This window comes from Variovorax sp. 05T418 (assembly GCF_056396385.1).
Genome location: NZ_JBFTLJ010000014.1, coordinates 40100 through 56278, shown reverse-complemented (window position 1 = coordinate 56278; position 16179 = coordinate 40100). Strand labels below are relative to the sequence as shown.

The 16179-nt window shown below is 69.2% G+C and carries 15 protein-coding genes; 11 read left to right on the top strand and 4 right to left on the bottom strand.

What is annotated here, in order from left to right; genetic code table 11:
* Positions 1-124 precede the first annotated feature (124 nt).
* Positions 125-1825 carry a hypothetical protein gene (locus tag AC1DMS_RS24380; RefSeq protein ID WP_478181901.1) on the bottom strand — a complete coding sequence of 567 codons (1701 nt, stop codon included), beginning with the start codon at positions 1823-1825 and terminating at the stop codon, positions 125-127.
* Positions 1826-1960: 135 nt separating this feature from the next.
* Between AC1DMS_RS24380 and AC1DMS_RS24375 the strand changes: the two genes are divergently transcribed.
* From AC1DMS_RS24375 to AC1DMS_RS24325, 11 genes are all read left to right on the top strand, one after another.
* Positions 1961-2632 carry an amino acid ABC transporter permease gene (locus tag AC1DMS_RS24375; RefSeq protein ID WP_012748516.1) on the top strand — a complete coding sequence of 224 codons (672 nt, stop codon included), beginning with the start codon at positions 1961-1963 and terminating at the stop codon, positions 2630-2632.
* Positions 2633-2661: 29 nt separating this feature from the next.
* On the top strand, positions 2662-3315 hold the full coding sequence (locus tag AC1DMS_RS24370; RefSeq protein ID WP_478181900.1) for an amino acid ABC transporter permease: 654 nt from the start codon (positions 2662-2664) through the stop codon (positions 3313-3315).
* 49 nt (positions 3316-3364) lie between these two features.
* Positions 3365-4162 (top strand): transporter substrate-binding domain-containing protein, encoded by a 798-nt coding sequence (locus tag AC1DMS_RS24365; RefSeq protein ID WP_478181899.1) that lies wholly within the window; start codon positions 3365-3367, stop codon positions 4160-4162.
* Between the two features lie 27 nt (positions 4163-4189).
* Entirely contained in the window at positions 4190-4945 is a 756-nt protein-coding gene (locus AC1DMS_RS24360; RefSeq protein ID WP_478181898.1) for an amino acid ABC transporter ATP-binding protein, read from the top strand.
* The gene (locus AC1DMS_RS24355) at positions 4945-5688 is read left to right on the top strand and encodes a sugar phosphate isomerase/epimerase family protein (RefSeq protein WP_478181897.1); all 744 of its coding nucleotides are present in this window, start codon (positions 4945-4947) and stop codon (positions 5686-5688) included. The genes AC1DMS_RS24360 and AC1DMS_RS24355 overlap by 1 nt, the downstream gene beginning before the upstream one ends.
* Positions 5689-5698: 10 nt before the next feature.
* Positions 5699-6652: a sugar kinase gene (locus AC1DMS_RS24350; protein ID WP_478181896.1), complete on the top strand. Its 954-nt coding sequence runs from the start codon at positions 5699-5701 to the stop codon at positions 6650-6652.
* A 2-nt stretch (positions 6653-6654) separates the two neighbouring features.
* A complete protein-coding gene (locus tag AC1DMS_RS24345) occupies positions 6655-7641 on the top strand; it encodes a 2-hydroxyacid dehydrogenase (protein ID WP_478181895.1) in 987 nt (328 codons plus the stop codon).
* Between the two features lie 7 nt (positions 7642-7648).
* The gene (locus AC1DMS_RS24340) at positions 7649-8677 is read left to right on the top strand and encodes a LacI family DNA-binding transcriptional regulator (protein WP_012748509.1); all 1029 of its coding nucleotides are present in this window, start codon (positions 7649-7651) and stop codon (positions 8675-8677) included.
* A gap of 50 nt (positions 8678-8727) precedes the next feature.
* A complete protein-coding gene (locus AC1DMS_RS24335; RefSeq protein ID WP_012748508.1) occupies positions 8728-9564 on the top strand; it encodes a MurR/RpiR family transcriptional regulator in 837 nt (278 codons plus the stop codon).
* Positions 9565-9771: 207 nt separating this feature from the next.
* Positions 9772-11226, top strand: a complete 1455-nt coding sequence (locus AC1DMS_RS24330) for an MFS transporter (RefSeq protein WP_478181894.1) — start codon at positions 9772-9774, stop codon at positions 11224-11226.
* Between the two features lie 44 nt (positions 11227-11270).
* A complete protein-coding gene (locus AC1DMS_RS24325) occupies positions 11271-11930 on the top strand; it encodes an aspartate/glutamate racemase family protein (protein WP_062366536.1) in 660 nt (219 codons plus the stop codon).
* Between the two features lie 25 nt (positions 11931-11955).
* Here AC1DMS_RS24325 and AC1DMS_RS24320 read toward each other — a convergent pair whose 3' ends face one another.
* The 3 genes from AC1DMS_RS24320 to AC1DMS_RS24310 are packed head-to-tail and all read right to left on the bottom strand — an operon-like array spanning position 11956 to position 16174.
* Positions 11956-12414: a RidA family protein gene (locus tag AC1DMS_RS24320; protein ID WP_012748505.1), complete on the bottom strand. Its 459-nt coding sequence runs from the start codon at positions 12412-12414 to the stop codon at positions 11956-11958.
* Positions 12411-13391: a transglutaminase family protein gene (locus AC1DMS_RS24315; protein WP_478181893.1), complete on the bottom strand. Its 981-nt coding sequence runs from the start codon at positions 13389-13391 to the stop codon at positions 12411-12413. The genes AC1DMS_RS24320 and AC1DMS_RS24315 overlap by 4 nt, the downstream gene beginning before the upstream one ends.
* Before the next feature lie 47 nt (positions 13392-13438).
* Positions 13439-16174, bottom strand: coding sequence for a circularly permuted type 2 ATP-grasp protein (locus tag AC1DMS_RS24310; protein ID WP_012748503.1), 2736 nt, complete (start codon positions 16172-16174; stop codon positions 13439-13441).
* Positions 16175-16179: the final 5 nt, after the last annotated feature.

Genomic DNA, 16179 nt, shown 5'->3' with positions numbered 1-16179 from the left:
CGCTCCCGCTGATGGGGTGCCTTGCGCAGCGAAATAAAGGAGGAGCCCGAAGGGCGGGGGACATTCGCGGAGCAAGGTACCCCGTCGGCGGGTGCGTCGCCCTGAACAACGCACCCAGGCAAGATCAATCAGCCCCAGACCGCCAGACCCGCGCCAGCGCACCGAGTTTCCCGCGAAACCCCAGTCGATCGTTCGACAGCGCGTCGATGAAGTCCGACAGCCGCTGCGACTTCACCATCGTGTAGATCGTGAGCCAGGTCGTGAGGACGAACACCACGCCGAACCAGAGCGCCTTGCGCCACAGCGGTGCGTCGGCCTCGGCCAGCAGGTTCATGCCGAGGAAGCCCGTGGTCACCGTGCCGATCAGGCCGAACAGCGTGACCACCGTGAGCCGCACCACGGTGCTGGCCTGCCGGCGCAGGCTGTCGGCATCCAGGTAGGTGTTCATGTCGGCGATGCGCGCCTTGACCTCGTCGTAGAGCGGGTCGAGCCCGAGATGCGCGGTGCACATGTGCGAGAGCGCCCGCACCTGCGCCTGCTCCGAGATCTCGTGGAACCAGTAGCGGTGCGTGAACCGCAGGAAGCGCTCGAAGCTCGAGCGGATCGCGCGCTTGAACTGCTTCACGCTCGGCGTGCTGTGGATGTCGAGCCGCTTGAGGGCTTCGACCAGCTGGTCCGAGAACATCAGCAGCGCCGCCTTCTGGAAATGCGCGATCAGGAACAGCAGGAAGTGCTGGTGGCGGAACTGCGCGAGCACGCCGCGGTCGCGGCAGCAGAAGAATTCGGAGCGTGCATCGCCCACCACGATCAGCGCATGGCCGTTGCACAGGTAGCGCGTGTTGGGCGCCGCGCCGGCATCGACCCAGAAGCGGTCGTAGCAGTAGCGGTGCTCGAAGTCGGCCAGGTGCTGCTCCGCGTAGGGCAGGTGGGCATGCTGCGCCGCATCGGCTTCGGCCGCGCCCGTGACGAGGCCGAGCCGGATGAAGTCGTTGCGCGAGAGGCGCTTGGGATCGTCGAGCGAAAGGTAGGCCATCAGCGGCATGCGGTAGTACTCGATCTGCCGGTAGCGCAGCGCGCCGGGCTCGTCGGAATGGTCGCTCACCAGCGGCTGCATCAGGTAGGCCCAGTGGGCCGAGATGCGCGGCGCGCGGTGCTGGGCCACGTGCGAGAGAAAGGCTTCGCGCTGCTGCGCATCCGAGCGCGCGAGCACGCGGCCGTCGGCGGCCAGCCATTCGACGCTGGCCATGCAATGCAGCGCGCCGCCCTCGGCGTTCCAGCCCGCGGGATAGGCGCGGCCGAAGCGGTAGAGCAGGTCCTGCGCCTGAGCAAGGCTCAGGTGGTTGGCGCCGACCTCGAGGTTGAGCAGCACCACGTCGATGTCGAAGAAGAAGTACAGGTCGCAATGCACCACGTCGAGCGTGATCGGCGCGTCGCCCTGCTGCGCCACCACGCGCACGGCCGCAATGTCGTGGCGGCGGAAGATGCGCATCGGCGAATCGCCGTCGCTGCCGGTGCCCGTACCGTCCTTGTTCTTCGAGCGGCCCTCGCCGTAGAGAAAGCGCTGCACGTAGGGCAGGAAGCTCACGAACTCGTTGTAGTGCCGCTCGTGGAAGCGGCTGCTGTCGCCGGTGTATTCGTCGATTTCCTCGCGCCAGGGCGAGGCCTCGCCCATCTCGCGCAGCACATGCCAGGGGCCGTGGTGCGTGGGCTTGGCGTCGGGCGCCGGCACCAGCCGCAGCGGCCAGAGCAGGGCCTGCCTGAAATGCTGCACGGCAGGAGGTGCAAGCACCTCTGCGGACGCGGTGGCCTCGGATGTATTCAGCATCGCGCGAGTGTAGGCAGAAGGGCTGTCAAAACACTGACCTAGGGAAATCCCTGGCTTGGCCTGAAACCGGTTTCATATAAGCTGCAAGCATTGCTTTCGAGGCATGCGCACGGCCACGCCGTGCTCGCCCCACCCATGAACTACCAGTTTCAATTCGACGCCGTCTTCGCTGCCTGGCCGCTGCTGCTCAAGGGCACCTGGATCACGATCCAGCTCTCGCTCGTGGCCACGCTGCTGGGCCTGGTGGTCGCGATTTTTTGCGCCTGGGGCAAGACCTCGGGGCCCGGTTGGCTGCGCTTTGTCGTCAACGCCTACATCGAGGTGATCCGCAACACGCCGTTCCTGGTGCAGCTGTTCTTCTTTTTCTTTGCGCTGCCGGCCATCGGGCTGCGCTGGTCGCCACAGACGGCCGCGCTGGTGGCCATGGTGGTGAACCTGGGCGCCTACGCCACGGAAATCATCCGCGCGGGCATCGAGTCGATTCCCAAGGGGCAGATCGAGGCGGGCAGGGCGCTCAACCTCAAGCCCTGGGAGATCTTCCGCTTCGTGATCATCAAGCCCGCGCTCAAGGCCATCTACCCGGCGCTCACGAGCCAGTTCATTTTGCTGATGCTGAGTTCGGCCGTGGTGTCGGTCATCTCGGCCGACGACCTGACCTCGGTGGCCGCCAACCTGCAGTCGCAGACCTTCCGCAGCTTCGAGATCTACATCGTGGTGGCCGCCATCTACCTTGCGCTGGCGCTGGCCTTCTCGGCGATGTTCAAGCTGATCTACAAGCGCACGCTCAACTACCCGGACCGCCGGTAGCAGGCCCCAGAGCGGAGCAGGAAAAAACCATGCGTACCTTCGGCTTTCCCGAATTCCTTTTCATCCTCGAAGCGGCCAAGTGGACGCTCGCGCTGTCGGCCATTGCCTTCGTGGGCGGCGCGATCTTGGGGCTCGCCATTGCGCTGATGCGAACGTCGGAGTCGCCGTGGGCACGCGGCGTGTCGACCACCTTCATCCAGATCTTCCAGGGCACGCCGCTGCTGCTGCAGCTGTTCCTGGTGTTCTTCGGCGCGCCGGTGCTGGGGCTGGACATCAACCCCTGGGTGGCGGCCGGCGTTGCGCTCATCCTGAACAGCGCCGCCTTCCTCGGCGAGATCTGGCGCGGCTGCATCGAGGCCATTCCGCGCGGCCAGTGGGAAGCCGCCGAGGCGCTGAGCCTCAAGTACGGCGCCCGAATGCGCGATGTGGTGCTGCCGCAGGCGCTGAAGATCGCGCTGGCACCCACGGTGGGCTACGTGGTGCAGATCACCAAGGGCACGTCGCTCGCCGCGATCATCGGCTTCGTCGAGGTCACGCGCGCCGGGCAGGTCGTCAACAACGCCACCTTCCAGCCGCTGGTCGTGTTCTCGGTGGTGGCCGCCATCTACTTCGCGATCTGCTGGCCGCTGTCGCTGCTTGCTGCCCGCATGGAGCGCAGGCGCGCACGGGCGCTGGCCCGCTGATTCCTTTCCCTTTCTCATTGCTTCCTTCTTTATCCAGGAGACACTTTCCATGACCCGTACCACCACCCGCCGCGCAGCGCTCGCAGCACTTGGCCTTGGCGCCGCGCTCACCGTGTTCGCACCCTTCGCCTCGGCACAGTCCGTGGCCGACATCAAGAAGAAGGGCGAGATCACCATCGGCATGCTGGTCGACTTTCCGCCCTACGGCACCACCAATGCGCAGAACCAGCCCGACGGCTACGACGCCGACGTGGCCAGGCTGCTGGCCAAGGACTGGGGCGTCAAGGCCAACATCGTGCCGGTGACCGGCCCCAACCGCATTCCCTTCCTCCTGACCAACAAGGTCGACCTGCTGGTCGCTTCGCTCGCCATCACGCCCGAGCGCGCCAAGCAGGTGCAGTTCTCGCAGCCCTATGCGGCCGCGACCATCGTGCTGTACGGCGCCACCAAGACCCCCATCAAGGCGGCCGGCGACCTGAAGGGCCTGCGCGTGGGCGTGGCCCGTGCTTCCACGCAAGACGTGGCCGTGACCAAGGCCGCGCCCGAAGGCACCGAGATCCGCCGCTTCGACGACGACGCCTCGGCCATGCAGGCGCTGATCTCGGGCCAGGTCGATGCGATCGGCTGCTCGGTGACCGTGGCCGCGCAGATCGCCAAGCGCGTGCCTGCCGGCACCTACGAGAACAAGTTCACGCTGGTGCAGCAGTCGATGGGCATCGCGATGCGTCCGGGCCAGGAAGAGCTGACCAAGGCGGTGAACGACTTCGTCGCCAAGAACACCGCCAACGGCGAGCTCAACAAGCTCTACCAGAAGTGGCTGCAGGCCGACCTGCCCAAGATGCAATAAGCGAAAGCGCTTGAAGGGAATCCTGGCATGACGACGGAATCGATCATCCGCATGGAAGCGGTCAACAAGTGGTACGGTGAATTCCAGGTGTTGACCGGCATCGACCTGTCGGTGCGCCAGGGCGAGCGCATCGTGATCTGCGGGCCCTCGGGCTCGGGCAAGTCCACGCTCATCCGCTGCATCAACCGGCTCGAGACGGTGCAGAAGGGCCGCATCGTGGTCGACGGCATCGAGCTCACCGCGGGCGGCAAGAATGTGGACGCGGTGCGCGCCGAAGTGGGCATGGTGTTCCAGCAGTTCAACCTGTTTCCGCACCTCACCATCCTGGAGAACTGCACGCTCGCGCCGATGCGCTCGCGCGGCATGACAAAGGCGCAGGCCGAAGAGGTGGCCATGAAGTACCTCACGCGCGTGCGCATTCCCGAGCAGGCCGGCAAGTACCCCAGCCAGCTCTCGGGCGGCCAGCAGCAGCGCGTGGCGATTGCGCGCGCGCTGTGCATGTCGCCCAAGATCATGCTGTTCGACGAGCCCACCTCGGCGCTCGACCCCGAGATGGTCAAGGAAGTGCTCGACACCATGATCGGCCTGGCCGAAGACGGCATGACCATGCTGTGCGTGACGCACGAGATGGGCTTTGCCCGCAGCGTGGCCGATCGCGTGATCTTCATGGCCGACGGAAAGATCGTCGAGCAGGCGCCGCCGCAGGAATTCTTCGGCAACCCGAAGGACGAGCGCACGCGCCAGTTCCTCGGCCAGATCCTGAGTTCGCACCAGGCCCACTGATGTCCTTCCAGGTATTGATTTCTCTGTCGTCCTTCGGTGCGGCCGAGGTGGGCAGGCATGGCCAGCTCTGGTGCGCGCAGATGGCGTTGGAGGCCGGTGCCGATTCGGTCGAGGTGCGCGGCGAGATGCTGCGCAACGCCGACGCGGAGCTGCCTTCGCTGGCCGGACTGGCCGCGGTGTATTCGAGCCCCGAGGGGCTCTGGGCCGAAGGCGGCTGGCTCGACAGCGCCGCGCTGGCACGCGGCATCGCGGCCGCAACCAGGCTCGGCGCCCGGCGGCTCAAGATGTCGATCGGCGACTTTCGCGCGTCTTCGCACGGCTCGCTTTGGGGCCTGAAGGTGCAGCTTGCGGAAACCCGTGTCGAACTGCTGATCGAGAACGACCAGACCGTGCGCGCCGGCACGCTGCCCGCGCTGCAGGGTTTCTTCGACGCGGCCGACCGCGCCGGCGTCGAGCTCGGCATGACCTTCGACATGGGCAACTGGCACTGGCTCGGCGAGTGCCCGCTGCAGGCCGCGCAGGCGCTGGGACGCCGCGTGCGCTACGTGCACTGCAAGGGCGCGCAGCGGCTGCCGCACAAGTGGGTGGCGGTGCCGCTGGCCGACTCGGCCGCGCCGTGGCGCGCGGTGCTGCGTGCGCTGCCTGCCGATGTGCCGCACGCCATCGAATATCCTCTGGCCGGCGACGACCTGCCGGCCGTCGTGCGCGCGCAGGTCGACTTCCTCCGCGCCGCGCGAGGCTAGGGAGACACACATGACAGAACCCACCGCTTTCGACGTTGCCCTGTTCGGCGAAGCCATGCTGCTGCTCGTGGCCGACCGGCCGGGCCTGCTGGAGGACGCGCAGGCGTTCCACAAGCGCACCGCCGGCGCCGAGACCAACGTGGCCATCGGCCTCTCGCGCCTGGGGCTCAAGGTGGGCTGGGCCAGCCGCCTGGGCACCGACTCGATGGGGCGCTACCTCATCGCGGCGATGAAGGCCGAGGGCATCGACTGCTCGCACGTCATCTGCGATCCGGCGCAGCGCACCGGCTTCCAGTTCAAGGGCCGCGTCACCGACGGCAGCGATCCGCCGGTCGAATACCACCGCAAGGGCTCGGCCGCGAGCCAGATGGGCCCGGCCGATATCGATGAGGCCTGGCTGCGCTCGGCGCGCCACCTGCATGCCACGGGCGTGTTCGCGGCCATCTCCGACACCAGCCTGCAGGCTGCGCTCAAGTCCATGGACGTGATGCGCGCGGCCGGCCGCACGATCTCGTTCGACACCAACCTGCGGCCCACGCTGTGGCCGTCGACCGAGACCATGCGCCACTGGATCAACGAACTCGCCTCGCGCGCCGACTGGGTGCTGCCGGGCATCGAGGAAGGCCTGCTGCTGACCGGCCATGACAAGCCCGAAGACGTGGCGAAGTTCTACCGCCAGCGCGGCGCGAAGCTCGTGGTCGTCAAGCTCGGTGCAGCGGGCGCCTACTACGACAGCCACGTGGCGGGCACCGGGCATGTCGACGGCTTTCCGGTGAAGGAAGTGATCGACACCGTGGGCGCGGGCGACGGCTTCGCAGCCGGCGTGGTGAGCGCATTGCTCGAAGGCCGGAGCGTGCCCGAGGCCGTGCGCCGCGGCGCCTGGATCGGCGCGCGCGCGGTGCAGGTGCTGGGCGACACCGAAGGCCTGCCGACGCGCGCGCAACTCGAAGAAGCAGGACTCTGACCATGACGACGACAAAAAAGAACGTGCTGGTCTTCCGGCCCCTGCCTGAAGACCAGCTGGCACGCCTGCAGGCTGCGCACCATGTGACCGTGGCCGATCCGCGCAAGGAGCCCGAGGCCTTTGCCGCCGCGCTGCCCGGCGCACATGGACTGATCGGTGCGAGCCACACGGTCGATGCGGCGCTGCTCGACGCGGCGCCGCAGCTCCAGGTGATTTCGAGCATATCGGTCGGCGTCGACAACTACGCGCTGGCGGAACTGCACAGGCGCGGCATCGTGCTGTGCCACACGCCCGACGTGCTGACCGAGACCGTGGCCGACACGGTGTTCGCGATCCTGATGGCCACGCAGCGCCGCGTCGTCGAGCTCTCGACCATGGTGCGCGAAGGCCGCTGGACCAAGAACATCGGCGACGAACTCTTCGGCACCGACGTGCACGGCAAGACGCTCGGCATTCTCGGCTTCGGCCGCATCGGCCAAGCCGTGGCCCGGCGCGCGGCGCTGGGGTTCGGCATGCCGGTGCTCTACCACGCGCGCCGCCCGGTCGACCTGGCCGCGCAGGCGCCCGAGTTGCAGGGCCGCGCCACGCATACGCCGCTCGACGATCTGCTCGCGCGCTCGGACATCGTGCTGGCAATGCTGCCGCTGACCGACGCGACGCGCGGCATGATCGACGCCGCCTTCTTCGCGCGCATGAAGCCCGGCGCGGCCTTCATCAACGGCGGCCGCGGCGCCACGGTCAACGAAGAAGCGCTGCTGCACGCGCTCGACCACGGCACGCTGCGCGCGGCCGGGCTCGACGTGTTCGCGAAGGAGCCGCTGCCCGCCGATTCGCCATTGCGCACCCATCCGCGCGTGACGCCGCTGCCGCACATCGGATCGGCCACGCACGAAACGCGGCACGCCATGGCGGAGCTTGCGACGACCAACCTGCTGCAGGTGCTGGCGGGCGAGAAGCCGACGGCGCCGTACGACACGGCGGCGGCATGAGCCGCGCATGAACCCCAGCGGCCGCGCCACCATCGCCGACGTCGCCGAGGCGGCGGGCGTTTCCAAGGCCACCGTCTCGCGTTTTCTCAACCACCGCGAGCGCCTGCTGAGCCGCGACATCGCGGCGCGGGTGGAGGCGGCCATCGCCAAGCTGGCCTACACGCCGAGCCCGATGGCGCAGGCGCTGAGCCATGGGCGCTCGCGCCTCATCGGCCTGATCGTGGCCGACATCACCAACCCCTATTCGGTGGCCGTGCTGCGCGGCGCCGAGAAGGCCTGCCAGGACGCGGGCTACCTGGTGATGCTGTTCAACCTGGGCAACGAGAGCGAACGCGAGCGCGAGGCCATCGATGCGCTCGCGGGCTACCAGGTCGACGGCTTCATCCTCAACACCCTGGGCCGCGGCAGCAACGTGGTCGACGCGGTCACGCTGCACGGCAAGCCCGCGGTGCTGGTGGACCGGCGCCACACCGGCATGCACACCGATTTCGTCGCGCTCGACAACCATTCGGCCATGCGCGACACCTGCGGCCACCTGGTCGAGGGCGGCTACCGCGAACTGCTCTACGTGACGGAGCCGCAGAAGGGCGTGAGCTCGCGGCGCGAGCGCACGGCCGCCTTCGGTGCCTGCGTGGCCGCGCACGAGCCGCGCGTGGCGGGCGAGGTGTTCGAAAGCGTGGAGGGCGACGGCGATGCGCTCGACGAGGCATTGCGCGCGCTGCGCCAGCGCGCCAAACGGGGGCGCCGCGCGGCCGTGGTCGCGGGCAATGCGGTGGTCACGCTGCGCATCGCGCAGTCGATGGCGCGGCTGGGCTGGCAGTTCGGGCAGGACCTGGGCTTCGTCGGCTTCGACGATCCCGAATGGGCCTCGCTGATCGGCCCCGGCCTGAGCACCGTGGCGCAGCCGACTGACGCCATCGGCCGCACGGCCGCCACCTGCCTGATCGAGCGGCTGCGCGGGCTCGATGCCGCACCGCGCCAGCTGCTGCTGCCGGGGCAGCTGGTGGTGCGGGGCTCGTCGCAGGCACAGCCGTAGCGCCGCGAGGCGGCGTGGCATCATCGTGCGCCGCTTCCCACCGCCCACCCATGTCCGCCGATTCCTTCGTCCGCCGCGTTCGCAGCCAGCTCGACCAGCTGCCCGCAACCGAACGCCAGCTTGCCGATTTCGTCCTGGAGTTTCCCGGCGAACTGGCCAGCTATGCGGGCAATGAACTCGCGGAACTCGCGGGCGTGTCGCCTTCCACCGTGAGCCGCTTCATCCGGCGCATCGGCTACGAGAACTATGAAGAGGCACGGCGCCACGTGCGGGAAGAAAAGCAGACCGGCTCCCCGCTGTTCCAGAACGCCACCGAAGCCTCCAAGCGCGGCCATCTTGTGGCCACGCACTTCCAGCAGTCGCAGGCCAACCTCGCGAACACCTTCGAGCGCCTGGACGACCGGCAGATGGCCGAGATCGTGAAGGCGATCATCGGCGCGGGGCAGGTGCTGATCTTCGGCACGCGCAGCAGCCATGCGTTCGCGCTGTACCTGCGCTGGCAGATCATCCAGGTGGTGCCGCGCGTCACGGCCATCCCGGGACCGGGCGAAACGCTGGCCGAGCACCTGGCGGGGCTGGGCGAGCGCGACTGCGTGATCGTGTTCGGCCTGCGCCGGCAGACCCGCCAGCTCGACACCCTGCTGGCGGCCGCGCACCGCGCCGGCGCGAAGATCGTCTACATCAGCGACCGCGCCTCGCCTGATTTCGCGGATGCCACCTGGTCGCTGCAATGCGACTGCCGCGGCCCAGGGCTGCTCGACAACCACGCGGCCGTGATGGGCGTGTGCGACCTGATCGCCACGATGGTGGTCGAGGCTGCCGGTTCGGCCGGCCGCAAGCGGCTGGCGGCGATCGAGCTGGGGCACGAGGAAAACGGCGAGCTCTGAGGGGCTGAGCTGGCACCCGGCTGTCGAGGCCGAAAAAACGGGCACGAAGCTTGCGCAGGCTTGTGACGGGATGAAATTTGGATTTCAATTGCACCAAGTAGGTGAAATCCATATGCCATTCAGGTGCGTTGCCGCCTACCATGCGTTCCGCGACACCGGGCTGCGACGCGCAAACGAGCACTTCAATCCTTTCTCAAGGGGTTTTCCATGGCTGGACCTGCACTCTCCTCCGGGCCCGACTCGCCCCGAGTCGCCGAGCTCGATCGCGCGCTCGACACCATCGGCGTCACGCGTTCGCACCACACGATCATCTTCCTGATCCTCATCGGCTGCCTGTTCGATGCCTTCGAGCAGAACGCGGTGGGCATCGTCGGCCCCATGCTGCGCGAGCAGTGGGGGCTGAGTGCATCGGACATCGGTTTCCTGAACACCGTCACCTTCGCCTGCGCAGCCACCGGGCGCATCGTCTCGGGCTTCATTGCCGACCGCTACGGGCGCCGCGTGATGCTGTCGATCGACCTGCTGCTGTTCACGCTCGGTGCGGGCATCTGCGCGATGGCGCCGAACTTCACGGTGATGGCGCTGGGCCGCGCGGTGGTGGGCTTTGGGCTGGGCGGGGAGATCGCCATTGCCGTGACCATGCTGGCCGAGTTCTGCTCGACCAAGTTCCGCGGCACGGCCGTGGGGCTGGTGAACGTGGGCGCCGGCGGGCTGGGCAACTTTCTTGCGCCGGCTTTCGGCCTGCTGGTGTTCTGGATGTTCCCGGGCGACAACGCCTGGCGCTGGCTGTTCGCCTGCCTCATGGTGCCGGCTCTGCTTGGCGCGTTCTATCGCCGCTTCATCCCCGAGACGCCGCGCTTCCTGCTGTCGCAGGGCCGCGTCAGGGAGACGAACGCGGTGCTCTCGCGGCTGGCCTCGGGGCGGCTGTCGGGCAAGCTGGCGGCCGAGCGTGAATACATCACCGACGACCGCACGGGCGCGCAGGCCGCACGGCCGAAGGTGCGCGTGACCGAAATATTCCGCGGCGCGCTGGCGCGGCGCACCGCTGCGCTGTGCATCACGATCTGGATGACCTACGGCGCGCAGATATCGGTGCTCACGCTGATGCCGACCATCCTCGTGACGCTGGGCTACAGCATGTCCAAGAGCCTGATGTTCACGATGGTGATGCAGGGCGGCAGCCTGCTGGGCGCCATTGCGGCCTCGCTGCTGGGCTTTCACTTTCCGCGCAAGCGGGTGCTGACGGCCGGCGCCGTGTGCGCCTGCCTCGCGGCGCTGGCCATCGGCTTCGTGGCCAAGAGCATCGCCGTGATCCTGGTCGCGGGCGCGGTGTTCCAGTTCTTCGTGCTGCTGCTCAACACCACCATCTGGATCTTCGCCCCCGAGCTGTATCCGACGCGCGTGCGCGCCTTCGGCACCGCTTTCATCCTGGCCACGGGCACCGCCGCGGGCGCGCTGATGCCGCTGGTGGCGGGCCGGCTGTTCGACGCCTTCGGGCTGGTGGGTGTGTTCGGCCTGGCCGCCGCGATGTACGCGGTGTTCGTTGCCAGCGTGCAGTGCGTGCCCGAGACCTATGGCCAGTCGCCCGATGCATTGCCGCTGGCCGGCGAGGCCGAGCTTGGCGACGGGACGCCGGCAGCGTCGCTCGCGCGTTCGAACTGAGCCGCGCAACAACCGATCTCCCAAAGAAGAAAGCGTCCTTCCGCATGCCAGACATCCTGCTCATCAACCCCAACGCGTCCGTCGCGACCACCGACATGATGGTCGGGATCGCATCGGCCGAAGCCCCCGCAGGCTGCCGCGTGACGGGCCGCACGGCGACCCAGGGCCCGCCGATGATCGTCAACGAACGCGAGCTGGACGCAGCCGCGGCCGAGGTGCTCAAGGTGTGGCGCACGGCGGCGGGCGAGCGCTGGGACGGCGTGATCGTCAGCGCCTTCGGCGATCCTGGCGTGGAACTGGTGCGGCGCGACGCGTGCGTGCCCGTGGTCGGCATCGCCGAGGCGTCGATGCTCGCGGCGGGCGAGGGCGGCCGGCGCTTCGGCATCGCCACCATCACGCCCGATCTCGCGGCGCCCATCGAGGCGCGCGCCGCCGCGCTCGGGCTGCGCGCGCAGTTCAGCGGCATCCGCCTCACGCAGGGCGATCCGCGCGCGCTCGTGGCCGATGCGCGCGCGCTAGAAGAGGCGTTGGCGCAGGCCGTTCAGCGCTGCATTGCCGACGATGGTGCCGAGGCCGTGATCATCGGCGGCGGCCCGCTCGGGCAGGCGGCGCTCGCGCTGACGCCGCGGTTCAAGGTGCCGGTGATCGCGCCGATCGGCGCCGCGATGCGGCTGCTTTGTTCGAAGCTCGCGGTCACGCCCTGAGGCGGTGCGAGGCAACGAAAGAAGATCAGCCGACTTCTGCGATCAGCTCGATCTCGACGCAGGCGCCCATCGGCACCTGCGCCACGCCGAACGCGCTGCGCGCATGCGCGCCCTTCTCGGGGCCGAACACTTCGGCGAAGAATTCGCTCGCGCCATTGGTCACGAGGTGCTGTTCGGTGAACGTGCCCACGGAGTTGACCAGGCTCATGACCTTGACGATGCGCGTGACCTTGTTCAGGTCGCCCACGGCCGCATGCAGCGTGCCGAGCAGGTCGATGGCAATGGCGCGCGCGGCCTGCTTGCCTTCTTCGGTGCCGATGTTCGCGCCGAGCTGGCCGGCCCAGACCTTGCCGTCTTTTTTGGCGATGTGGCCCGAGAGAAAAACGAGGTTGCCGGTGCGCACGAAGGGCACGTAGGCCGCGGCGGGGGCAGCGACGGGGGGCAGGGTGATGCCGAGGCTGGAAAGCTTGTCGTAAACGCTCATTGAAGATCCTTTTCAGTGGGTTGCGATGGAGTCTGTGATTGTGACTGCGCTGCCTCTTCGGCCTGCGCGCGCAGCTCCTCGATGGGACGCACCGTCACGCCCACCTTGAGCGTGTGGCGCGCGCCGCCGTGCAGCACGCCGCGCATCGGCGAGACGTCGGAGTAGTCGCGGCCGATGGCGAGCGCGACGTAGTCTTCGCCGGGTTGGCGCCCGTTGGTGGGGTCGAAATCGGCCCAGCCGCCGGTGCTTTCAGGACCGTCGCCTTCGCCCGGCAGGTAGACCGACACCCACGCGTGCGAGGCATCGGCGCCCACCAGCCGCGGCTGGCCCGGCGGCGGCTGCGTGAGCAGGTAGCCGCTCACGTAGCGCGCCGGCAGGCCCATGACGCGAAAGCACGCGATCATGATGTGGGCGAAGTCCTGGCACACGCCCTTGCGCTGCGCCAGCGCCTCGGCGGCGGGCGTGTTGATCTCGGTGCTGTCGGCGTCGTAGGCGAAGTCGCGGTACATGCGCTCGGTGAGGTCCATGGCCACGTCGAAGGTGGGCCGCTCGGGTGCGAAGCTCGCGCGCGCATAGGCCGCGAAGTCGTCGTGGCGCGGCACGTAGGGCGACGGAAACACGAACTCCGAGGCCGGGTCGAAGGTGGCGTCCTTGCGGTAGCGGAAGCGCTCGCGCACGGCCTCCCAGGGCAGCTCGCGCGCAATGCCGGGCGCGAGCTGCGGCGCCCCGGTCTCGACCACGCTTTCGGCCGTGACGACGAGGCTGTCGTGCGTGGCCTCGAGCGCGAAGAAGGCGCGCGTGTTGCCGTAGACGTCGGGCACTTCGCTGCGCTGCGCGGGCGGCGGCTCGATCGCGAGCTTGTGGCTCACGAGCCACTGCGAGGCGGTGGCCAGCGGCTTCAGGTGGGCCAGGTGCTGCGCCGTTTCGACCGCGGGCGAATACTCGTAGCGGGTTTCGTGCGTGACGTGAAGGAGCATGGGGGTCCTGTGGGGTTGCAGCGCGAAGCGGCGCGGGCCGTCCCGCCTCAGGCGCCGACCGAGCGCAGCGATTCCGAGGTGAGCGTGAAATAGCGCGTGCCGATGGCGTCGGACACATGGTAGGCCGCCGTCTCGCAACTGGCCAGAAGCTGCACCAGCGCCGGGTAGTCGGCCTCGGCGCCGGCCGCGCAGAGATGCTCGAGCGTCCAGGCGGCGGGGTCGGGCAGCTCGTACGACAGCGCGGTGAGCTTGCCGGGCGCGCTGCCGGCCAGGCGCGCAATGCGCCCGCGCAGCGTCTGCGTGACCCATGCCAGCGAGCGCGGGTTCTCGGCATCGAGCACCAGCAGGTCGACCAGCGTGGCCACGTCGCGCCGCTGCTGGTAGCGGGCGTGGAAGGTGATGGTGCTGTCGAACAGCGCCACCATGGCTTCGAAGCCGCTCACTTCGTGCACGGCGCCGTTCTCGAAACCGGCCTCCAGCGCGCTCGCAAGAAAGCCCAGCCGCTCGATGTGGCGGCCGATCGACAGCAGGCGCCAGGCGTCGTCGCGCGTCATGCGGTCGGTCTGCGCGCCGGTCATGGCGGCGAGCGCGGTGCTGGCGGATTCGAGCGCGCGCAGCGCGGCGCCGGTGGCAAAGCTGCCTTCGCCGGCCTGCTCGGCCGCGCGCCGCAGGAAGTCGGCCTCGGCGCGCACGATCTGGTTCCAGGTGTCCTGCGAGAGCCGTTCGCGCACGGCGGCGGCGGCCTGCCGGATGCAGCGCAGGCTGAAGCCCACGCTGCCGCCGCGCGCCACGTCGCCGAGCTCGGCGATCAGCGCGCGTTCGAACACGCGGCGCGACTGCGGCGCGCTCGGCGCCTCGGCCGGCACCAGCGCATTGCGCAGCGCCATGCGGTGCAGCCAGTCGAGCAGCGGGCGCGACGATTGGTCTTCGCTGCCCAGCAGGTTGAGCGTGAGGCGCGCGAGGCGCACGGCGTTTTCGGCGCGCTCGGTGTAGCGGCCGAGCCAGAACATGTTCTCGGCCGCGCGGCTGGTCACGGGCGCGCGGTGCCGCGCGAGCGAGGCCGGCGTGGCATGCGGCTGCAGCAGCGTGGTGCGGTCGACTTCGCCATGCGTCTGCACCCACACGTCGGCGCTGCTGCCGCCGCGCTGCATGGAGGCGATCTGCGCATCGCGGCCCGCCAGCCGGGCCAGCCCGCCCGGCAGCACGCGCCAGGACTGCGGCCCGTCGCTCACCGCGAAGACGCGCAGCAGCATCGCGCGCGGCGCGATGTGGCCGGGGCCCATGTCGTTGGCCCAGGTGGGCATCTGCGACAGCGGCAGGTAGCTCTGGACCGTGTGGGCCTCGCCCTCGCGCACGATGCGGCCGGCCCATTCGTCGAGCTCGCGCCGGCCCAGCTTGCTGCCGAGCACCGCGTCGAAGCTGGTCTGTCCGTCCGACCCGGGATAGGTGGGCTTGATGGCGCAGTCGCCCAGCTGCGGCAGCACCGCCTCGAGCGCGGCGCGCTCGCCGCACCACCAGGTCGGCAGCGCCGGCAGCTTGAGCTTTTCGCCGATGAGGCGGCGCGCGAGCCCGGGCAGGAAGCCCAGCAGCGCGGGCGACTCGAGGAAGGCCGAGCCCGGCATGTTGGCCACCAGCACATTGCCGGCGCGAATCGCCTGCAGCAGGCCCGGCACGCCCAGCGTGGAATCGGGGCGCAGCTCGAGCGGGTCGAGGAACTGGTCGTCCAGCCGCTTGATGAGGCCGTGCACCGGCCGCAGCCCCTGCAGGGTCTTGAGGTAGAGGCGCTGGTCGCGCACCGTGAGGTCGCTGCCCTCGACCAGCGTCAGGCCCAGGTAGCGCGCGAGGTACGCATGCTCGAAGTAGGTCTCGTTGTAGGGGCCGGGCGTCAGCAGCGCGATGTGCGGCGGCACGCCGGCCGGGCACATGCGCTGCAGGCCGTCCATCATGGCGCTGTAGGTGGCGGCCAGGCGCTGCACCTGCAGGGCCTCGAACGCCTGCGGAAACTGGCGCGTGATGGCCAGCCGGTTCTCGAGCAGGTAGCCCAGGCCCGAGGGCGCCTGGGTGCGCTGCGACACCACCCACCAGTTGCCGTCGGGCCCGCGGGCGAGGTCGAAGGCCGCGATGTGCAGCCATGTGTCGCCCGGCGGCTTCACGCCATGCATCGCGCGCAGGTAGCCGGGATGGCCGTGCACCAGCGCCGCCGGCAGCAGGCCTTCGGCCAGCAGCTGCTGCGGGCCGTAGACATCGGCCATGACGCGGTCGAGCACGCGCGTGCGCTGCAGCACGCCGGTCTCGATCTGGGCCCAGCTCTCGGGCGAGACGATCAGCGGGAACAGGTCGAGCGACCACGGGCGCTGCGGCCCGTCGGCATCGGCGTAGACGTTGTAGGTGACGCCGTTGTCCCGGATCTGCCGCTCGAGGCTGACCGCGCGCCGTGGCAGGTCGTTGAATCCGCCCGGGCCGAGCTGTTCGAAGAAGGCGTTCCAGGCGGGCGTGAGGGGCGGGGTGTCGCCGGGGGCGGGCTGAAGGACCTGGGTTTGAGTTTGTGTCTGTGATTGAGCCTGCGACGGACCCGGCGGCTGCGCCGCAGCGTCGTAGAGCATGGGCGGCATCGGCGCCAAGGGCGCTGCCCCCGCGGCCGGCCGCGCGGGCACGGCCGGCGTGGCTTGCCCGCGCAGTTCGTCGAAGTGGCCGGGCAGGGCGGCCGGCGCGAGCGCCGACGCCAGGGCGGCTGGAAATTCCAGCGCCTGGGCGTCGAACAGGGATTCGTTCAGGGGTTCCACAGGAG

Coding starts and splice junctions, on each gene's coding strand:
- AC1DMS_RS24345 (WP_478181895.1), top strand. CDS start 6,655: ATGACGACGACAAAAAAGAACGTGCTGGTCTTCCGGCCCCTGCCTGAA.
- AC1DMS_RS24325 (WP_062366536.1), top strand. CDS start 11,271: ATGCCAGACATCCTGCTCATCAACCCCAACGCGTCCGTCGCGACCACC.
- AC1DMS_RS24360 (WP_478181898.1), top strand. CDS start 4,190: ATGACGACGGAATCGATCATCCGCATGGAAGCGGTCAACAAGTGGTAC.
- AC1DMS_RS24350 (WP_478181896.1), top strand. CDS start 5,699: ATGACAGAACCCACCGCTTTCGACGTTGCCCTGTTCGGCGAAGCCATG.
- AC1DMS_RS24340 (WP_012748509.1), top strand. CDS start 7,649: ATGAACCCCAGCGGCCGCGCCACCATCGCCGACGTCGCCGAGGCGGCG.
- AC1DMS_RS24370 (WP_478181900.1), top strand. CDS start 2,662: ATGCGTACCTTCGGCTTTCCCGAATTCCTTTTCATCCTCGAAGCGGCC.
- AC1DMS_RS24335 (WP_012748508.1), top strand. CDS start 8,728: ATGTCCGCCGATTCCTTCGTCCGCCGCGTTCGCAGCCAGCTCGACCAG.
- AC1DMS_RS24380 (WP_478181901.1), bottom strand. CDS start 1,825: ATGCTGAATACATCCGAGGCCACCGCGTCCGCAGAGGTGCTTGCACCT.
- AC1DMS_RS24320 (WP_012748505.1), bottom strand. CDS start 12,414: ATGAGCGTTTACGACAAGCTTTCCAGCCTCGGCATCACCCTGCCCCCC.
- AC1DMS_RS24330 (WP_478181894.1), top strand. CDS start 9,772: ATGGCTGGACCTGCACTCTCCTCCGGGCCCGACTCGCCCCGAGTCGCC.
- AC1DMS_RS24365 (WP_478181899.1), top strand. CDS start 3,365: ATGACCCGTACCACCACCCGCCGCGCAGCGCTCGCAGCACTTGGCCTT.
- AC1DMS_RS24315 (WP_478181893.1), bottom strand. CDS start 13,391: ATGCTCCTTCACGTCACGCACGAAACCCGCTACGAGTATTCGCCCGCG.
- AC1DMS_RS24355 (WP_478181897.1), top strand. CDS start 4,945: ATGTCCTTCCAGGTATTGATTTCTCTGTCGTCCTTCGGTGCGGCCGAG.
- AC1DMS_RS24375 (WP_012748516.1), top strand. CDS start 1,961: ATGAACTACCAGTTTCAATTCGACGCCGTCTTCGCTGCCTGGCCGCTG.